General features: G+C 33.7%; 18 protein-coding genes. 7 read left to right on the forward strand and 11 right to left on the reverse strand.

Going from position 1 to position 18,302, the window contains the following annotated elements; genetic code table 11:
* The first annotated feature begins 24 nt into the window (after nt 1-24).
* The gene (gene murI, locus BUB89_RS02465; RefSeq protein ID WP_073241509.1) at nt 25-798 is read left to right on the forward strand and encodes a glutamate racemase; all 774 of its coding nucleotides are present in this window, start codon (nt 25-27) and stop codon (nt 796-798) included.
* Between the two features lies 1 nt (nt 799).
* Here murI and BUB89_RS02470 read toward each other — a convergent pair whose 3' ends face one another.
* Together BUB89_RS02470 and BUB89_RS02475 are read right to left on the reverse strand one after the other, a co-directional pair.
* Nucleotides 800-2,041, reverse strand: a complete 1,242-nt coding sequence (locus tag BUB89_RS02470; RefSeq protein ID WP_073241511.1) for a BamG family beta-barrel-assembly machinery protein — start codon at nt 2,039-2,041, stop codon at nt 800-802.
* Nucleotides 2,042-3,364 (reverse strand): DUF4270 family protein, encoded by a 1,323-nt coding sequence (locus BUB89_RS02475; protein ID WP_073241513.1) that lies wholly within the window; start codon nt 3,362-3,364, stop codon nt 2,042-2,044.
* A 230-nt stretch (nt 3,365-3,594) separates the two neighbouring features.
* On the opposite strand from BUB89_RS02475, the gene BUB89_RS02480 reads away from it, so the two are divergent.
* Genes BUB89_RS02480 through BUB89_RS02500 form a run of 5 tightly spaced genes read left to right on the forward strand, consistent with a single transcriptional unit; the run spans nt 3,595 to nt 7,609 of the window.
* The gene (locus tag BUB89_RS02480; RefSeq protein WP_073241515.1) at nt 3,595-4,440 is read left to right on the forward strand and encodes a DUF6268 family outer membrane beta-barrel protein; all 846 of its coding nucleotides are present in this window, start codon (nt 3,595-3,597) and stop codon (nt 4,438-4,440) included.
* Between the two features lie 15 nt (nt 4,441-4,455).
* Nucleotides 4,456-5,460, forward strand: a complete 1,005-nt coding sequence (locus BUB89_RS02485) for a Kelch repeat-containing protein (protein WP_073241517.1) — start codon at nt 4,456-4,458, stop codon at nt 5,458-5,460.
* A gap of 43 nt (nt 5,461-5,503) precedes the next feature.
* A complete protein-coding gene (locus tag BUB89_RS02490) occupies nt 5,504-5,806 on the forward strand; it encodes a DUF4907 domain-containing protein (protein WP_234982503.1) in 303 nt (100 codons plus the stop codon).
* Nucleotides 5,807-6,883 (forward strand): sensor histidine kinase, encoded by a 1,077-nt coding sequence (locus BUB89_RS02495; RefSeq protein ID WP_073241519.1) that lies wholly within the window; start codon nt 5,807-5,809, stop codon nt 6,881-6,883.
* A gap of 6 nt (nt 6,884-6,889) precedes the next feature.
* Nucleotides 6,890-7,609 carry a LytR/AlgR family response regulator transcription factor gene (locus BUB89_RS02500; RefSeq protein WP_073241521.1) on the forward strand — a complete coding sequence of 240 codons (720 nt, stop codon included), beginning with the start codon at nt 6,890-6,892 and terminating at the stop codon, nt 7,607-7,609.
* A gap of 48 nt (nt 7,610-7,657) precedes the next feature.
* On the opposite strand, the gene BUB89_RS02505 is transcribed toward BUB89_RS02500, so the two are convergent.
* Together BUB89_RS02505 and BUB89_RS02510 are read right to left on the reverse strand one after the other, a co-directional pair.
* Nucleotides 7,658-8,176 carry a gamma carbonic anhydrase family protein gene (locus tag BUB89_RS02505; RefSeq protein WP_073241523.1) on the reverse strand — a complete coding sequence of 173 codons (519 nt, stop codon included), beginning with the start codon at nt 8,174-8,176 and terminating at the stop codon, nt 7,658-7,660.
* Between the two features lie 11 nt (nt 8,177-8,187).
* Nucleotides 8,188-9,186, reverse strand: a complete 999-nt coding sequence (locus BUB89_RS02510; RefSeq protein ID WP_073241525.1) for a PorP/SprF family type IX secretion system membrane protein — start codon at nt 9,184-9,186, stop codon at nt 8,188-8,190.
* A gap of 148 nt (nt 9,187-9,334) precedes the next feature.
* Here BUB89_RS02510 and BUB89_RS02515 point away from each other — a divergent pair, with 148 nt between their 5' ends.
* Nucleotides 9,335-10,234 (forward strand): NifU family protein, encoded by a 900-nt coding sequence (locus tag BUB89_RS02515; protein ID WP_073241527.1) that lies wholly within the window; start codon nt 9,335-9,337, stop codon nt 10,232-10,234.
* Nucleotides 10,235-10,383: 149 nt separating this feature from the next.
* On the opposite strand, the gene tsaB is transcribed toward BUB89_RS02515, so the two are convergent.
* The 7 genes from tsaB to BUB89_RS02550 form a co-directional block, all read right to left on the reverse strand.
* Complete coding sequence (tsaB, locus tag BUB89_RS02520; protein ID WP_073241528.1) at nt 10,384-11,055, reverse strand: tRNA (adenosine(37)-N6)-threonylcarbamoyltransferase complex dimerization subunit type 1 TsaB; 672 nt, start codon at nt 11,053-11,055, stop codon at nt 10,384-10,386.
* 57 nt (nt 11,056-11,112) lie between these two features.
* Entirely contained in the window at nt 11,113-12,408 is a 1,296-nt protein-coding gene (locus tag BUB89_RS02525) for an efflux RND transporter periplasmic adaptor subunit (RefSeq protein ID WP_073241530.1), read from the reverse strand.
* 6 nt (nt 12,409-12,414) lie between these two features.
* A complete protein-coding gene (locus BUB89_RS02530; RefSeq protein ID WP_073241532.1) occupies nt 12,415-13,791 on the reverse strand; it encodes a TolC family protein in 1,377 nt (458 codons plus the stop codon).
* Nucleotides 13,792-13,870: 79 nt separating this feature from the next.
* Nucleotides 13,871-14,986, reverse strand: coding sequence for an efflux RND transporter periplasmic adaptor subunit (locus tag BUB89_RS02535; RefSeq protein ID WP_073241534.1), 1,116 nt, complete (start codon nt 14,984-14,986; stop codon nt 13,871-13,873).
* Nucleotides 14,987-15,023: 37 nt separating this feature from the next.
* Nucleotides 15,024-16,289: an ABC transporter permease gene (locus BUB89_RS02540; RefSeq protein ID WP_073241536.1), complete on the reverse strand. Its 1,266-nt coding sequence runs from the start codon at nt 16,287-16,289 to the stop codon at nt 15,024-15,026.
* Nucleotides 16,290-16,291: 2 nt separating this feature from the next.
* Nucleotides 16,292-17,536, reverse strand: coding sequence for an ABC transporter permease (locus tag BUB89_RS02545; protein WP_073241538.1), 1,245 nt, complete (start codon nt 17,534-17,536; stop codon nt 16,292-16,294).
* Nucleotides 17,529-18,230 (reverse strand): ABC transporter ATP-binding protein, encoded by a 702-nt coding sequence (locus tag BUB89_RS02550; protein WP_073241540.1) that lies wholly within the window; start codon nt 18,228-18,230, stop codon nt 17,529-17,531. The genes BUB89_RS02545 and BUB89_RS02550 overlap by 8 nt, the downstream gene beginning before the upstream one ends.
* Nucleotides 18,231-18,302 lie beyond the last annotated feature (72 nt).

Here is an 18,302-nt window from a genome sequence, read left to right on the forward strand (position 1 = left end):
TCCATAGCTATTAAATTTGTTTTAATGGATAACAATAAGCCCATAGGTGTTTTTGACTCCGGCATAGGAGGAACTTCAATCTGGAAAGAGATTCATAATCTTTTGCCAAACGAAAAAACCATCTATCTCGCCGACAGTAAAAATGCTCCTTACGGAGAGAAATCCAAAGAGGATATCATTCGCTTAAGCATGAAAAACACTGATTTCCTGCTTAAAATGGATTGCAAACTCATTGTGGTAGCCTGCAACACAGCAACTACTAATGCCATTAGAGAATTAAGAGCACATTATGACATTCCGTTTATAGGGATTGAACCGGCTATTAAACCAGCAGCTACCAACTCAAAAACGCAAATCATAGGCATTCTGGCTACTAAAGGAACCTTAAACAGCGAGTTGTTTCATAAAACAACCGAGATATACCATCACACTAAAATCATAGAGCAAATAGGCTACGGACTGGTGGAACTGATAGAAAACGGACAAATAGAATCGCCCGAAATGAATCAGTTGCTTCACTCCTATTTAGAACCAATGATTGAAGCCAATATTGATTTCCTTGTACTGGGCTGCAGTCATTATCCTTATCTTATCCCTCAAATAAGAAAAATTATCCCCAATCATATTCATATAATTGATTCCGGTTTGGCAGTGGCCAGACAAACGCAAAATGTATTAACCGAAATAGGTTTTAATACGGATAACAACAACAAGCCCATTTTTTACACCAATACCAACCCAAAAGTGTTAGAAAATATTTTGGGCAGCAAGTATATTGTACAAGAAAAAGATTTTTAAATTATTCTATTTTTCTTTTTACAAACCAAATTCCATCTAAAGATAAATTAACGGATATCTTATGGTAATTCTCTTTTATCAACCCATTGCTTACCCGACCTTTTTGACCATAGGAATAAGAAATATTCAGCATTGAAAAGGTGTTTTCAATAGGTAAAGAAACGCCAAAAGAAACAGCTGTATTTACAATTCTTTTATGATCTATTTCTAAAAAACCAGTATCATAATTCAATCCTGTCGAAAATTGAATCCGGTCAAAATAACTTCTTGGATTCTTCTCTTTTCGATAAGAAAAACCCAATTTAAACTTATCCTGATTTAAATAACTACCATATAAATCAGCTTGTTTAGTATTTTCCCATAAAGCTTTTTCATAATCAGCACTCACACTCAGATTATTCCTGAACTGTTTGTTGAAACCAACAGAAAATTCAAACGGTAAATAATAATCATCGGTATCTGAATTCACATTTGTTTCAATAGTATTAGAAGCCTCTAAGCCGGCATTATAAGTCACTACTGACTGTACTTTTGTAGCATTTAATCTGGTAGGAGATTTAAAATTAGCTCCAATAGTAAAAGTAGAATCTACTTTAAACTGAGTTCCTAAATTCAATCGGGCACCATTATAAGAGGACTCTTTATTGATGGCAGTTACTGAATTTGAAATAACATATTCTCTTTCATCTTTAGTACTGCCAAAAAGAAGCGAAGCAGACAATCCTAATGATAATTTCTTTCCTATTCTGTATCCGTAAGAAACATCAAAATCATTCAAACCTCCGGTTCCGCTGGCGCTCAGCGTATATTCCTCATTACTGTCCTGAATGGGTAATTTATAATCAGCTATTTTAAATCCGGCACTGGAATAAGGTTTTAACGCAACACTAACCGCTGATTTAGTACTCAGAGGAAAAGCAAAAGCAATGTGTGAAAACTGTACATTATTCCGGTTTTCCTTCCTGGAAACATCCTGATAGGAAGTTTGAATAGCGTTCCCTCCTACATCAAACATAAAATGATTTTGATACATAAACCCTAAAGAAGCGGGATTTAAATTATTGATAAACCGGGATGATGGCAAAGCAACACCCGAAGAACGTATTGCCGGTATGGAACCAAAATCAGAATCATACAAACTTCCCACACCAAAAACGGAATAAGGAGAGCTGGATAAACTCTGAGCGTAATTACTAAGAGAAGTCAAAATCAAAAAGCTTATTATTATAATTGTATTTTTCATCTAATAAGAGATATAATATATTTTCAATTCGATTTTATTTCCCGTGTTTTTTTGATTGCCCAATACCACTCTGTTTACTGCTTTTGAAATCGTAGGGATAGTTAGAATCAAGGCAAGTTTAGAGTCGGAAGTCTTAACCATTTCATTTTGCATAAAAGTTCCCAGTGGAATACTGTAACCAATATTTTCATCAAATTCATCCTCATCTTTATTGAGTATCGCATAAATAGGATTTCCCGTAGCCGAATTGAGCGTGCCGGAAATTCTGTTTAACTGATCAGCAACATACACATTAAGAGAGTCAGGAAGTGGATGACTTTTAGAATAAGTATTATTAACGGGTCTGATAAATAATTGTGCATCCACAATTGCTCCTTTTTCGGTAATGTATTTGAGTTCTTTAATATTGGGAAAATCAATTCGGCATGCTAATCCCGTTCCTGATTGAATAAAAGATTTATTTTCGGTTAAATTGCTTGACAATCGCCCTGTAGTTCCGGGTAAATCTTTTAAAACAGTTCCTGTCCTGTCTAAAGAAATTTTATTAAATTGTTTTGCAACATCACTAATGGCAAACTCTTTTAAAATGGATGTTTGCTCATCCGTTACTTTTTTCGAATAATACAACTGAAGTACAGAACTAATCTGAAAACCGACAACACTGGAACTATTAACAGCAGTTGAACGAATAACCAGGCCTTTAAAATATTCAATAAATTCATCTTCGGTGGTAATTTCCCGTGTTTTTAATTTTTGAAAAAGAGCATCACCAAAACTATTATCCATTTTTACAAAAACCGTATCTTGTTTTAATGGTTTAGGCAAAAAAGAAGCTGTACCAATATTTACTGCATCATAATTTAATGTCGAATTATTATAAAAATTATCATCATCCGTATTGGGTTTTACCTTTTGTAACAAGCGATGAATACTGATAGATTGTATCCGGGTTGTATCCCCGTAATAATATTTATCGGGTACTAAAACCATTCGAATAGAATCAAAAACATAATTAGCCCCTTCCGTATCAGAACTGGTTGTTTGCAAATTATAGCTTGAAGAAGTAAGTTGGAAATAACTATCAGAACTTACTTTTCCAAAAATAGGGTCCTCATAATTCCCTAAAAGAATTCTGCTTTGCCCCGAAGTAATTAACGAATCAAAATTGATGGTGGCAACCTCAACAGTAGCAGTATCAATTAATATTACTTTATTAGTCACTGCTAAATTATCGGAACCCACGACAAATTGACCTGCATCTACATCAGAATCACAGGAAGTAATCATGATTCCAAAAAACAACCCTATAAATAATCTGTACATAAAAAATTTTTGAACAAATATAGCAGAGCGATATCCAGTAAGCCTAACAACATATACAAGCAAGGCTTTTGTATCTATAAAAAACGGTTTTCAATCTATGTAATCATTCTGGCGCTTAAAATTTGATTCAACCGGATAAAAGAGCTTTTTGTCTATAAAAAAAGGGGATCTATATATCTTCTTTTTTTAAAATAGATAATGAATATACTTTTGGTGCAATAAAAAAATAAATGAAATTAAAATATTGTACAACTCTGATTTTTATGGTTTCAATTTTAAAAATAACCGCTCAAAGTGGCTATTCACTAGAATTGAATGTAAAGACAATACCAACTGAAGCAGTCACAAAAAAGGAGACGGGAATAGTTTTTTTATTTTTCAAAAATGCATCTGCTAACAAAATAAAAAACAGTATCAGTTATAAAAACAGCAGCTTTAACTACCTGCCAGATAGTTTTTATACCACTAATAACAGCAGTAATTATAATTGGATAGAAAATGATTTTGAACTTACACACCGCATTAGTCCACAATTAGCTTGGGAAATGGAATTGAAAACAATAGCGGCTTTTGAAAAGAATTTGGGAATATCAAATGTCAGAATTCTGGGTGGAACAGGAATAAAATATGAATTCAACAAGAATAACAGCATCTATCTGGGAGCAAAAAGAATGACGCCGTTTGGAAAAGCCGAAGTACTTCCTTCGATAGCTTTTAACAGTAAATTAAATGCTAAAGCGGACATAACCATCGGGTTTCCCTATTCGAGGATTCAGTATTCCAATAACGAACGTAATGCTTTCAGTTTGACAAATACTTTTGATGGGGAATATTATCAACTGGATCAGATGAAAACAATTGGCGAAAATATAAATGCTTCCAGAATGCGTTTTTCTCAAATGACAACTGCTTTAGAATATGAAAGAAATATGGACAGCAGCTGGTACATGAGTTTTCAGGGAGGATATGGATTCAATAAAAAATATGCATTAACAGACAATAGAGGAACAACAAAATTTAATTTCGATGCTAATGACGGATATCTGTTCAACATTAGTATAAAATACAAACCGTAATAAATAAACTAAACTATGACTATTTTAAAAGGAAGAACATTAATTACCCTGTTATTGATGGGACTGGTATTTGTAAGTTGCAGCAATGATGATGAAGAAGAATTACTGGGAAACTGGATTAGAAAATCCTCATTTGACGGTCCGGCAAGATCCAGTGCAACAAGTTTTGTGATTGGTTCCTATGCTTATGTTGCTACTGGTTACACAGGCGATGAATATTTAAAAGATCTTTGGGCATACAATTCTGATGGTGATTACTGGGAACAAAAAGCTGATTTTACAGGAGTAGCCCGTAGTTCAGCATCAGGATTTGAATTAGACGGAAATGGTTATATAGGTTTAGGATATGATGGAACGAATAAACTAAAAGATTTTTACCAATACAATCCGGATAGCAACAGCTGGACACAAAAAGCTGATTTTACCGGAACAGCCCGCTACTCAGCAGTGGGATTTCAGGTGGGAGGAAAAGCGTACTTTGGTACCGGATATGATGGTAATTACCTGAAAGATTTTTACCTGTATGATGCAACTTCTGATTCATGGACACAAATAAATGGGTTTAGTGGTAATAAAAGACGAAATGCTTCGGTTTTTACAATTGACGACAAAGCTTATTTAGTGGCAGGAATTAACAACGGTGCTTATCAGGTTGATTTTTGGATGTTTGATCCAGCTACCGATACCTGGACAAAAAAACGTGATATTGATCAGGATGACGATGATGATGAGTCCTACAATGATGATTATGTAATTACCCGTTCGAACGCTTCTTCTTTTTCAATAAACGGATTGGGATATCTGGCATGCGGAGAGAGTTCAAAAACGATTTGGGAATACAATCCGTCAACTGATATATGGGAAGAAAAAACAGCCTTAGAAGGATCCGGAAGAACGGACGCTATAGGCTTTTCAATTAACGAAAGAGGCTTTGTTTTATTAGGCAGATCGGGATCTTCTTATTATGATGATGTTTGGGAATTTAAACCTCAGGAGGAACAAAATGATGATGACAACTAATACAACCCTACATTTCTTCCGGACAAACATCCGGAAGATTTTTTTGTTAAACAGCATAAAAACAGCCTTTCTGCTTTCTTTTTTAGTATTTTTTATTTCCTGCAATAACAAAGACACTTTAAGTTTAGAATCGATTAAAACAGAAACCGGCTGGGGTTATGTCATTAAAAATAAGGAACAAATTATTATCAGACAATCGATAATTCCGGTGATTGCAAATAAAAAATCATTCGAAAACGAACAAGAAGCATTAAAAGTTGGTAATTTAGTTTTACAAAAACTGAAAAACAATAATTCACCTACCATTACGAAAAAAGATTTAATTTTATTAGCTATTAAAACCTAGATGAACTTAGAGGGAATTACAAATAACAATTCAAACAAAATACTGATACACAGTATCATTTGGTGCTTTTTAATAATTGCCTCCTTATTGCCATTTTACCAAAATTTCACAAGTATTAATGCTGAATTTTATGTACAATGGACCAGTGGTATTTTATTATTTTACGCTAATTATTTTTATCTTGTTCCTAATTTACTCCTCCAAAAAAAATACGGTGCTTATTTAGGAATCATTTTTACTGTAATTGCTGTTTTAACCTGTATTAAAATCTTTTATTTCAGTCCTGAATTTCACAATTTACCCCATCAGAAACTCTTTGATGCTTCCGGAAAAGAAATTATCCCTGAGAAAAGATTCCTTAAAAAACCACCACAGTTTTTCAAGTTTTTCCCTTCGCTTTTTTATTTGTTTATCGTTTCAATCAGTACCTTAATTAAAACACTTTCTGAATTTTATATCAATCAGCAGAATAAATTAATTTCAGAAACACGCAAAACAACAACAGAATTAAACTATTTGCGAAAGCAAACTAATCCGCATTTTTTATTCAATGCCTTAAATAGTATTTATTCTTTAGCTTATAAAAAATCAGATTTAGTTCCAGATGCGATTGTAACCTTATCGGAAATGATGCGCTACATGCTTTATGAAACCGACAATAAAGCCGTATCTTTAGAAAAGGAAATCAACTATATTAAGAATTATATCGAATTACAAAAATTACGATTAAACAACATTGAAAATATTTTTATCAACATTCACGGCGAAACCAGAAACAAGACCATTGAACCGCTGCTGCTTATTTCGTTTATTGAAAATGCGTTCAAATATGGAACCGACTATAAAGGAACCGCTTTTGTCAAAATTAAAATTAGCATAGAAGATACTATTTTAGATTTTTATATTGAAAACAAAATTGAAAATCAATCCAAAGATCCTAACAACTCCGGCATTGGTTTAACCAATATTAAAAACAGACTCAATATACTCTATCCTAATGCACATCAATTAACAATTGAACAAACGGATAAAAAATATAGTGTTCGCCTGAATTTAAAACTGGAATTAGAAAATTAAAACAAGATGAAGTGCGTAATCATAGATGATGAACCTTTAGCGGTTGAATTAATCAAAGAATTTGTGAGTAAAGTTGAAAGTCTTGAATTGATCAGAACTTTTAATAATGCTATTGATGCCATTACTGTAATCAATAATTCGAATATTGACCTGATTTTTCTGGACATTGAAATGCCTCATTTTTCAGGTATTGATTTTCTAAATGCAATTGATAAAAAACCAATTGTTATTTTTACAACTGCCTATTCTAATTATGCTGTAGAAGGATTTGATCTTGGAGCTGTGGATTACTTGGTAAAACCAATTCCTTTTCATCGTTTTTTAAAATCAGTAATGCGAGCCCAACAACTATTTAATTCTCAAAATCTAACATCCACTGTTCTTACTCCCAAAGTAGCTGCTCCGGAAATTGAACCTGATTTTATGTTTGTACGTTCAGAATATGAAAATGTAAAAATAAATTTTTCGGATATTTTATTTATCGAAGGCTTGAAAGACTACGTCAAAATATATACCACTGACAACAAATTTACACTAACCTTAATCAGTTTGATAAAGCTCGAAAATTTACTTTCGACCAAAGGATTTGCGCGAATTCACCGTTCGTATATTATCAATATTAAATACGTGAAATCCATTCAGAAAAATAAAGTATTACTGGCTGATAAACGTATTCCTATCAGCGAAAGCTACAAAAACTCCTTCTTTGAAAGAATCAATTTATAAGAAGTCCTTAAAAAATGTCAGTCTGAGCTTGTCGAATACCTGTGTTTTCTATTCTTCTTCTTTAAACCAGCTCGAATACAATAAATAGTTATCGGCAATGCGTTCAATTTCGCCTGCAAAGCCAGATTGATTGAGGTCTTTTACTTTCTTAGCCGGAACACCTGCCCAGATAGAACCCGAAGTAATAATGGTATTTTGAGTAACCACAGCACCTGCCGCAACAATCGAATTGCTTTCTACAACACAATTATCCATCACAATAGCTCCCATTCCTATCAAAACGTTATCCTGAATCACACAACCATGAACAATGGCATTGTGCCCAATAGAAACATTATTCCCTATAATAGTTGGGTGTTTTTGATAGGTACAATGAACAACAGCTCCATCTTGAATATTAACTTTGTTTCCAATTTTAATGTAATTGACATCACCTCTTAGTACCGCATTAAACCAAACACTGCAAGAAGTGCCTAAACTTACATCGCCCACAATAACAGCATTTTCAGCAATGTAGCAATCCTCAGGAATATCAGGTGATTTTCCGTTAATGGTTTTAATTATCATTTGGAATAAAATTAATTAATTGCCGGACAATGACATTCGTATTTTTCACGCTTACAGAACAAGTTAAGACCTAATGTAATTTGGTGGAATCCACCGGTCCCAAACTTTACATCGCCTCCTAAATGAGAATAGGTATAAGCAAACATCACGTTCTTAAAGTTAACGCCTACAATAGGTGTAATAGATTGGTATCTTTGTTTAGCGGTGCCGTTTCCGGTATTAAATTCGGCTCCGTCAAAGCTGGTTCTATAAGACAAACCACCCCACAAAGTACCAAAATCCATGCTTTTATAAGCTTTTAAATTCAGGTCAATTGCCTTTTCAGTAGTCGTTTCAGTATATTGAAACAATACCGAAGGTTCCCATAAAATCCGGGATTTATCTCCAAAAATGTATCCCGTACTCAAAATATACTTTCTTAAATTATCACTCTCGACATCAGAATAAATTTCGCGTCGGGTTTCAATGGTGTTTTTCACTGTACCGTGAACATAAAAATCCAGATAATTATAAGACATCCCAAAATCAACATTAAAATAGGAATCTTTCTGAACAATTGTTCCGTTAATCGTTGGGTCAAAATCTCCTGATTGTAAAAAAGAAGTTTCGTCCAGATTGCTTTGAATCAAGCCTCCGCTGATCCCAAACGACAATTGATTCAGATCGATTTCGTCTCTGGAAAACATTAAATGATAGGCATAAGTAAGTTTTACACCTTTTTGAGAATGATAACCATTTTTATCATTAAAAAGTATAATTCCGGCACCGGCTTTTTCACCAATTCTTCCGTTTAAACTTAAGGTTTGAAGCGAAGGTGCGTCTTCCTGATCAAACCATTGTTTCCGGGCTGTTAATCGAAGTTTAGTACAATTAGATGCCCCTGCCATCGAAGGATGCAGCAAATAATAATTATCCGAAAGATAATCAGAATATACGGGAATCCCTTCCTGAGAATAGGTACATAAACCCATAAAAAAACAGAGGACAAAGTATCTAATTTTGGTATACATTTTTATAAAAAATTAATCAAAGTGAATTTGAAAAAATGAAAGAAACTTTGTCCAAAAACAAAAGTTAAGTTAATTTATTCATTAATAATTCAAATATAGTTATTCATAGAAAATAACTTTACTAAATTTGTAAAAATTTACAAAAATCATGACAAAAATAACGATCAAAGAAACACAAAACCCAACGATATTAAAGTTTGAGTTTGAGGAATTTATCACTAAAAATGAAAGTTTCGAGTTTAAAAATATAGATGAAGCTAAATCTTCTCCTCTGGCACAACAATTATTTTATTTACCATTTGTAAAAACCGTTTACATCTCCGGTAATTTTATAGCCGTAGAAAGATTTAGTATTGTAGAATGGGATGATGTTAAAGAAGCTGTTGCTGAACAAATTGAAGAATTTGTAAATAAAGGCGGAACTATCATTACGCTGGACGAAAACAAACCTAAAAAACAGCCTGTTACCGTTTACGGAGAAACAACTCCTAATCCGTCAGCTTTGAAATTTGTGGTAAGCCGAATGCTGACAAAAAATGCTGTTGAATTTAAAAATATTGACCAGACTGCTGCTTCACCGCTGGCAAAAGAATTATTTAAATTTCCTTATGTAAAAGAAATTTTTATTGATGAAAACTATATTTCGGTAACTAAATATGAACTTAACAGCTGGGACGAAATTACCCTTGAGCTACGAACTTTTATCAAACAATACATTGAAAATGGCGGAATTGTACTTGATGACAGCGTAGTAATCAATGCCGAAAAAGAAGACCAAATTAAAACGGAAGCCTTCGATAAACTGGATGTTACTTCGCAACAAATTATCAATATTCTGGAAGAATATGTAAAACCGGCTGTAGCTGCCGATGGTGGAAATATTGCTTTTGAATCTTATGATGAAGAAAGCAAAGTTGTAAAAGTGATTCTTCAGGGTGCTTGTAGCGGTTGTCCTTCTTCTACTTTTACTTTAAAATCAGGAATTGAAAACATGTTGAAAAGCATGCTTAACGATGACAAAATCCAGGTAGAAGCAATTAATGCTTAAGACAACATTTATCTAAAAAAACCAACAAAGCGTTTCGGTTGAAACGCTTTGTTGGTTTACAAACTTGTTTAAATTTTTAAACCATTAAGACATTTAGCCGCATTAAGTCTAAATTCTCTTAATATCTTAATGGTATAATATAGTTTTTACTATTTTTTAGAAGTAGTAATCATGAAATCTTTCAGATAATAAGGCTCAAAATAGGCTACATCTGCAAAATCATTTTTAAGGAATTTAGCATAGCTCAAAGCACTCATTTCGTTAGCAGACGGATATTTTATTTCTTCTAAAAAAACAAAATTAGACCGGGTCAACACCTCTTTACATTTATCGGCACAATCGCCTACAAAATATAAAATTTCATCATATTCCTGGAAAGAATCTTCGGTGATAACTTCAGCAAGAATTGCTCTTTTTACTTCTAATTTATTCGAAAAAATAGCACTATAAACTTCCATTCTTCGGGCGTCTAACATGGGTACAATCAAACCATTTTCAATAGTTGCCTGAGCCGCTAATGCCTGCAAAGTATCTACCGCTATTAATGGAATTTCTAATGCATAACACAATCCTTTTGCCGACGAAACACCTATTCGCAATCCGGTATAAGAACCCGGACCCTGACTTACTGCAACCGCAACTAAATCCTTAAAAGTGATTCCGGCTGCTGCAATACTTTCTTCAATAAACACATGCAAGCGTTCGGCATGAGAATAGCCTTCTTCGGCAATTTGGTTACAAATAATAGTTTTGCCATCTTGAGCAATCGAAACAGAACAATTTTTTGTAGCAGTTTCTATATTAAGTATATAATTATTCAATGGTATTTCTTTTTTTTACAAAGGTCTGAAAAATTAAAAAGAATGAAAACGTAAGCGTTATTTTTTATTGTTTTCCGACTTTACTGTTACTTTATCACCCGAATTTAATTCTTTGCTCACGATGGTATAAGGTCCTGTAATTACATTATCTCCTTTTTTAACACCGCTTAAAATCTCAATATTAGTATCGTCCTGAATTCCGGTTCTAATAATCCTGATTTTAGCTTTATCCCCCACTTTCAGGAAAACACATTCTAACTTTTTATCGCTTTTAGGAGCTTCCTTTTTATCCTCTTTTTCATCCGGCATTTTTTTATCCAGAACAGAAACCGCTGTGGTATCCGATTTTACAACCACTGCACTGATGGGAACAGCCAGAACATTTTTCTTTGTTTTAGTGATAATATCTACTGTAGCAGTCATTCCTGGTCTAAAGGGCGAATAGGTCGCCGGTTTTCCTTGTAATAAATCTTCATAGGATTCTTTTAAAATTCGAACTTTAACTTTAAAATTAGTCACCTGATCAGCCGTTAAAGCAGAACTTGCCGAATTAGAAATACTGGTCACCACGCCTTTGAATTTCTTTTTTAAATAAGCATCCACTTCCACATTGGCAAAATCTCCTTCTTTAATTTTGACAATATCATTCTCATTCACATCCACTTCCACTTCCATATTGTTTAAATTGGCAACCCTTAAAAGTTCAGTTCCCGCCATTTGCTGCGTTCCTAAAACACGTTCGCCTAATTCTACATTCAGCACTGAAATAGTTCCGTCAGCAGGAGAATAAATGGTAGTACGCCCTAAATTATCTTTTGCTTCATTTACAGTAGCTGATGCACTCTGAACCGTATAAAAAGCATTTTGTTTAGTGGCTTTAGCAACTTCATAAGAAGCAATTGCCTTGTCCCAGTCTGATTTTGAAATAATCCCTTTTTCATACAAGGATTTGTTGCGTTCATAACTGGATTTAGCTTCTTTAAAGGAAGCTTCACTTTGGGTTAAGCCCGCTTTACTTCCTGATAAATTTGATAAAGAACGATTGTAACTGGAAGTATATAAATCAGGATTTATTTTTACTAATAAATCTCCTTTTTTTACTACCTGACCTTCTTTTACATTTAACAAAATGATTTCTCCTGAAACTTCCGGTGCGATTTTTACTTCAATTTCGGGTTGTATTTTACCGGTTGCCGATACCGTTTCGACAATAGTCATAGGAACTACTTTTGCAATTTCTATTTCCTTAAAGTCTTCTTTATTTCCTAAAATGCCTTTTTTTCCTAAAACCAGTAATACACCAACTATTACAACAAAAACGGCTAAAAGAATATAAATATTTTTCTTCGACATAACTTACTAATTTTTTATAATTGGAATTCCAAAGTAGAATTCTAATATTTTTGTTTTAAAAATATAATCGTATTTGGTCCTTAAAACTTCCGATTGTGCATTAGAGAGCAAAGTTTGCGACTGACTTAAATCAAATGAATTCATTAAGCCCACTTCAAATCTTTCTTTAGAATAATTATAGGATTGGCTTCTGGAATCTAATGCTTCAATTGCTGATTCATAAGCCTTTAGAGCTCCTTTAGCATCTGTAAAAGCAGTATAAACATTTCGTTCTAAATCTAATTGCTGTTGTTCTAAAGCGATTTTAGATTTTTCAAAGTTTACCTTAGACCGTTCTACATTATTTCTAACTGAAAAACCATTAAAAATAGGAACACTCAACTGAACTCCAAATGATTGTCCTTTATTATCATTAAACTGATCCATAAATTTAGGCGGTGATTGTGTTCCAATAACATTCCCCTGATTGTCTCTTAAAGCAATATCAGCATAAGAAACACGGCTGTTAAAATTATAAAATCCTCTCAAAGTAGGCTGATAAGCTCCTCTGGCAATCATTACATTTTTTTGTGCTATTTCTAAATTTGTCTGTGCTATTTTCAACTCCATTCGTTCCTGACTGGCTTTATCATAAATGGCTGTAGGAGTCTGAGACAATATACTTTGATCCATTTGAAACTCATTCGTATCAGCAATATCAAAATTATCAAAACTCTCTAACTGTAAAAGTTGTGCAAGACTTAATTTAGAGATCAATAAAGCATTCTCTGCATTGATTACTTTTTGATTATCAGCAGCAATAGTTGCTTTTATATCTAATAAATCGCCTTTAGGTAAATTTCCGGCATTAACCAGTTCCTGAGTTCGGTTTAATTGCTTGTTATCAATAGCCAATTGCTCATTTTGAACTTTTAAATTTTCTTTGTTAAAAAGCACCTGTAAATAAGCATTAGCAACATTTAGCGCAATATCATCTTTCATTTTTTGCAATTGATATTGTGCTGCAACAATAGAAAGATTGGCTCTTCTTAAAGTATTTAAATTTTGTAAACCTCTGTAAATATCAACTCCTACACTGGCTCCGGCAGAAGTAAACTGCGTAGTTTGATTTTGCAAAATCCCCGTAGTGATATCCTGGTTCAAACCAATATTCCACGAATGAGAAGCCGAAGCTGACACCGAAGGTAAAAAACTGCCAAAAGCATCTTTCTTATCAATAGTTGCTGATTGTGAGTCCAATTCGGATTGTCTAATAGAGATATTATGGTCTAAAGCATATCTTACACATTCTTCTAAAGTCCATTGTTTTGATTGTGCCTGACCTGATAGGCTAAACCCAAAAAACAGCGCAAAAACAAAACGATTGTATTTATTTATTTTCATATATTTTGAATGAAAGCATAGTAAGACACTACGCAAATTTAACATTTTTTAAACCAAAAGAAGTTTTTAGGGCTTCAATTTATTTTTTGTCACCTTCGGCTATCAAGCCCTGATTCCAGATTTTAATTTTATCTGATTTTTTGATACCGCTTTTCACCTGAACATAAATTCCGTCACTAACTCCTAAAACCACATCTTTTCTTTGGAATTTTTGAGGAGCTGTTTCGATTTCAACATAAGGCTTTTGTGTTTTTTTATCGAATTGCACTAAGGATTCCTTAATTGCCAGTGCTTTATTCACTTTTTCTAAAATAATCGAAGCATTTGCACTTAAACCGGCTCTGATAAAAGTAGCATCATTGTTTTGTAAAGAAGCTTTGATCTCAAATTGAATGGCACCATTTTCAGCAACACCTTTAGGAGCTATGTAATTTAAAACGGCATTAAATTTCTTGTTCTCAATAGCACCAATGGTAATTTCAATAGGCATATTCTCTTTTATTTTTCCTACTTCTGATTCATCAATTTTTCCAATAAAGATCATTCTTCCCACATCAGCAACACTGGCAATGGTGGTTCCTTCATTAAAATTATTACTTTCGATAACCTGATTTCCTTCTTTAACAGGAACATCCAGAATCATTCCGTTCACTGTAGAACGAATCAATGTATTGGCATAGCTTCCTAACGAAGTTGTGGTTCCTGTTTTAACAATATCCAGACTTTGTTTTGCAGCTAAATAATTCTGTTTTGCCTGTTTGTAAGCTAATTGTGCTCCATCAAAATCATTGGCCGAAATGACATCTTTTTCGAATAATGTTTTTTGTCTTTGAAAAATTTTCTCCTGATTATCTAATGCTATTTTGGCTGTCTGCACCTGATTTTGAGTACTACTCACATTAGAAACATTAGCAACAACTCTGATTTTAGCAATTTTATCGCCAGCTTTGATTTTTTCACCAGCTTTGATAAACACCGTCTCAATAATTCCTGAGATATTTGGCTTAATTAAAACCTCTTCATCCGGTTGAATATTACCTGTTGCAATCGTATTTTTTACAATCGTTTTAGTAATTGGTTTTTCGGTTTTAAAAACTACTGACGGCGCCTGATTTTTTGCGTACAAATAATAAAGTGCACTAAAAAAAACTATTACAATGATAATTAATATGGTTATCGTTACTCCTTTTTTCATTTTTATTTATGGTTTATTCGATTATTCTGACTGAAATTTATTCTGCTCTTAAAGCATCAACAGGTTTAACATTAATTGCTGTTTGTGCAGGTATAAATCCTGCCAGTAAACCGGAACCTACTAATATCAACAACGCTACAAATACAACTCTTAAATCAACACTTGGATTAGCAAACATAGTGTTGCTTTCCGGCGGCATCGAATCTAAAAACATATTTAAAAGTGCAATAACTCCTGTAGCAACAGCAATGCCTAACATCCCTGAGATGATTGTTAAAAATATTGATTCGGATAAAATCTGACTACGAATTGCTCCAGGAGTTGCTCCTAAAGCTCTTCTGATTCCTATTTCTTTAGTACGTTCTTTAACAACTATGAGCATAATATTAGAAATACCAATAACACCGGATATCAATACTAAAGTTCCCACAAAATAGGCGATGATTTTTAAAATAGTAAACAGACTTTGTACTTTGTTGAATTGTTCATACAAGTCAAAGTTCCCTACTGCTCTGTCGTCTTTTGGATTAATGGAATGCAAGGATTTAATTAGCTCTAAAATTTCTGGTTTTAGTTTAGTAATAGATACTTCGTCTCTGGCGGTAAGTGCCATCCACCCTACTTTATCTCCGTAATTAAATGCCTGTTGAAAAGTGGTAAACGGAATAAAAATATTTTTTTGTTCCTCTTCGGCATTTCCTCCCTGTTGTTTCGAATTATAAATACCCACCACCATAAAATTAATTCCGTTAATTTTTATGTAAGTCCCAATAGGGTCTTCTTCTTTTGTATAAAGTGCTGTGACAACACCTTTTCCTATAATTGCTATTTTCCTTTTTGAATTAATGTCCTGATGATTGATAAAACGTCCCTGTATAATATCCATGGGTTGCTGTTTTATAAGCTCCGGATAATCTCCATAAATGGTAAATGCCGAGGTTTTTGTTCCTCTAACCACATTATTTGTACCATTAAAATCGCCCAGTTGATTGCGTGGCGAAACATATAACAAATCAGGCATTGCTTGTTTTAAAGACTGGACATCGCTATTTCTAAAATCATAACGGCGTACTTTAGGTAGTCCTTTATAGGCTTTTGAGGTAGTCTGACTCCACATAAACATGGTATTGGTAGCGATCCCGTCAAAACCTTTTTTAACTCCGTTTTCCAGACCATTTCCTGCAGCAAGCAGTATCACTAAAATAAAAACACCCCAGAAAACTCCAAATGCTGTTAGAATAGTTCTAAAAACATTGGCTGTTAAAGCCTGTAAAATCTCGTCCCAATTATCTTTTCTAAACATAATTATTCGTCTCTGAGTGCTACAATCGGTTTTATCTTAGCAGCTCTGTAAGCCGGAAAAAATCCGGCTACTGCTCCGGCAAACACGAGTAAGCCAAGCGTTGTTAATGCCACACCAAAATCAACTTCCGGATTTCTGAAATATTCGCTTTGTACCAAGGGACCAACAAATTCCAGCAAAAGCAAACTGGCTAATAAACCTGTAAAGCCGGCAATTGTGGTAATAAAAATAGATTCATGAAGTATCATGGATACAATAGAAAACGGCGAAGCGCCAAGTGCTTTTCTGATACCAATTTCTTTAGTTCTTTCTTTTACAATAATCAGCATAATATTACTTACACCAACCACACCCGCAATAATAGTACAAATACCTACCCACCAAAAAAACAATCGGATATACAGATTTAAGTCGTAAAATTGTTTGGCATTTTCTACCGAATTATAAATTCCAATGGCACTGTCATCATCCGGAGCAATGATATTTTTACTCTTCAATAATTCCTTTACCCCATCGGTGAATTTCTTGGATTGGGCTAATGCTTCGTCATAATTCGCTTTTTTATTCAACACGAACATCATTCCGCTTATTTTATCTCCGGCACCAAAAGCGCGTTGATTGGTAGTTACCGGCATATAGACTCTGGATTCTTCCCTTTCTCCGGCAGGATCCGTAAAAACGCCTACTATTTTAAAATTGATTCCATTAGCTACTATTATTTTACCAAGTGGATCAGCATCTTTAAACAAATCCTGTTTAATCTTAAGTCCTATTACTGCAACTTTTTCATGATTTTTTAAATCATTATCATTTATAAAACGTCCCTGAACAATTGTGGCGTTTTCAAGTGATATATAATCGGGATTGACACCTCTAAGCTGATAATTACCTGATTCCTTCCCGTAAGTAACTGAACCGCCCCAAGTCACTCTGGATTTTGATTTTTTATTAATCTCCGAATCGTATTTTTTTACCGGAAGATCGTAATCGCTGTTTCGCAACTGGATTTGTCTGCCCGGATTCAGACCTTTATATTGTTTAGTAGTAACATTCGACCAGACTTCAATAATTCCTTCGGCATCATTTTCAAATTGTTTTTCAATTCCGTTTTGAAGTCCCTTGCCGGCTCCTAATAAAATTACAAGAATAAAAATCCCTGAAGCTACAGAAACTCCGGTCAGGAAAGTCCTTAACCGGTTTTTAGAAATTGCATCAAATATTTCCTGCCAGCGTTCAATATTAAACATAAGACGAAGCTCTAACTTGTTCTACCATTTTATCATCAATAATTAATCCGTCTTTCAGAACCACATTTCTTTTGCACATGGCTGCAATATCCGGTTCATGTGTAACTATCAAAATCGTTTTTCCTTCATCATTAATTCCCTGAATCAGCTCCATAACTTCATAAGAAGTTTTTGTATCTAATGCTCCTGTGGGTTCATCAGCCAGTAAAACTTTGGGATTTGATGCTAATGCTCTGGCAATGGCAACCCGCTGTTTTTGTCCTCCCGAAAGTTCATTGGGCAAATGATGATAATGCGTTCCTAAACCCACTTTCTCCAGATATTTCATTGCAATTTCATAACGTTCTTTTCTTTTTACACCCTGATAATACAAAGGCATCGCAACATTATCAAGAGCTGATTTGTAATTTATCAAATTAAAAGACTGAAATACAAATCCTAAAAACTTATTTCTATATCTGGAAGCAACGGTCTCGTTGAGATTTTTTATTGGGGTTTTATCTAAAATATAACTGCCGGAATCAGCTTCGTCAAGAATTCCTAAAATATTAAGAAGTGTAGATTTACCGGAACCTGATGATCCCATTATAGCGACCAACTCTCCTTCATTGATATTAAAATTAATTCCTTTCAATACATGAAGTTCAGAACTCCCCATTTTATAGGACTTATGTAAATCTTTGATTTCAATCATGGTGCGGTTAAATTTTAAAGCAATAATATGAATTTTATTACCTTTTTTTTGATAATAAAACGTTAATAATTA

Source organism: Flavobacterium flevense (assembly GCF_900142775.1).
GTDB lineage: Bacteria > Bacteroidota > Bacteroidia > Flavobacteriales > Flavobacteriaceae > Flavobacterium > Flavobacterium flevense.

Coding starts and splice junctions, on each gene's coding strand:
- BUB89_RS02535 (WP_073241534.1), bottom strand. CDS start 14,986: ATGAAAAAAGGAGTAACGATAACCATATTAATTATCATTGTAATAGTT.
- BUB89_RS02530 (WP_073241532.1), bottom strand. CDS start 13,791: ATGAAAATAAATAAATACAATCGTTTTGTTTTTGCGCTGTTTTTTGGG.
- BUB89_RS02545 (WP_073241538.1), bottom strand. CDS start 17,536: ATGTTTAATATTGAACGCTGGCAGGAAATATTTGATGCAATTTCTAAA.
- murI (WP_073241509.1), top strand. CDS start 25: ATGGATAACAATAAGCCCATAGGTGTTTTTGACTCCGGCATAGGAGGA.
- BUB89_RS02480 (WP_073241515.1), top strand. CDS start 3,595: ATGAAATTAAAATATTGTACAACTCTGATTTTTATGGTTTCAATTTTA.
- BUB89_RS02505 (WP_073241523.1), bottom strand. CDS start 8,176: ATGATAATTAAAACCATTAACGGAAAATCACCTGATATTCCTGAGGAT.
- BUB89_RS02510 (WP_073241525.1), bottom strand. CDS start 9,186: ATGTATACCAAAATTAGATACTTTGTCCTCTGTTTTTTTATGGGTTTA.
- BUB89_RS02540 (WP_073241536.1), bottom strand. CDS start 16,289: ATGTTTAGAAAAGATAATTGGGACGAGATTTTACAGGCTTTAACAGCC.
- BUB89_RS02485 (WP_073241517.1), top strand. CDS start 4,456: ATGACTATTTTAAAAGGAAGAACATTAATTACCCTGTTATTGATGGGA.
- BUB89_RS02525 (WP_073241530.1), bottom strand. CDS start 12,408: ATGTCGAAGAAAAATATTTATATTCTTTTAGCCGTTTTTGTTGTAATA.
- BUB89_RS02515 (WP_073241527.1), top strand. CDS start 9,335: ATGACAAAAATAACGATCAAAGAAACACAAAACCCAACGATATTAAAG.
- BUB89_RS02475 (WP_073241513.1), bottom strand. CDS start 3,364: ATGTACAGATTATTTATAGGGTTGTTTTTTGGAATCATGATTACTTCC.
- BUB89_RS02495 (WP_073241519.1), top strand. CDS start 5,807: ATGAACTTAGAGGGAATTACAAATAACAATTCAAACAAAATACTGATA.
- BUB89_RS02500 (WP_073241521.1), top strand. CDS start 6,890: ATGAAGTGCGTAATCATAGATGATGAACCTTTAGCGGTTGAATTAATC.
- BUB89_RS02550 (WP_073241540.1), bottom strand. CDS start 18,230: ATGATTGAAATCAAAGATTTACATAAGTCCTATAAAATGGGGAGTTCT.
- BUB89_RS02470 (WP_073241511.1), bottom strand. CDS start 2,041: ATGAAAAATACAATTATAATAATAAGCTTTTTGATTTTGACTTCTCTT.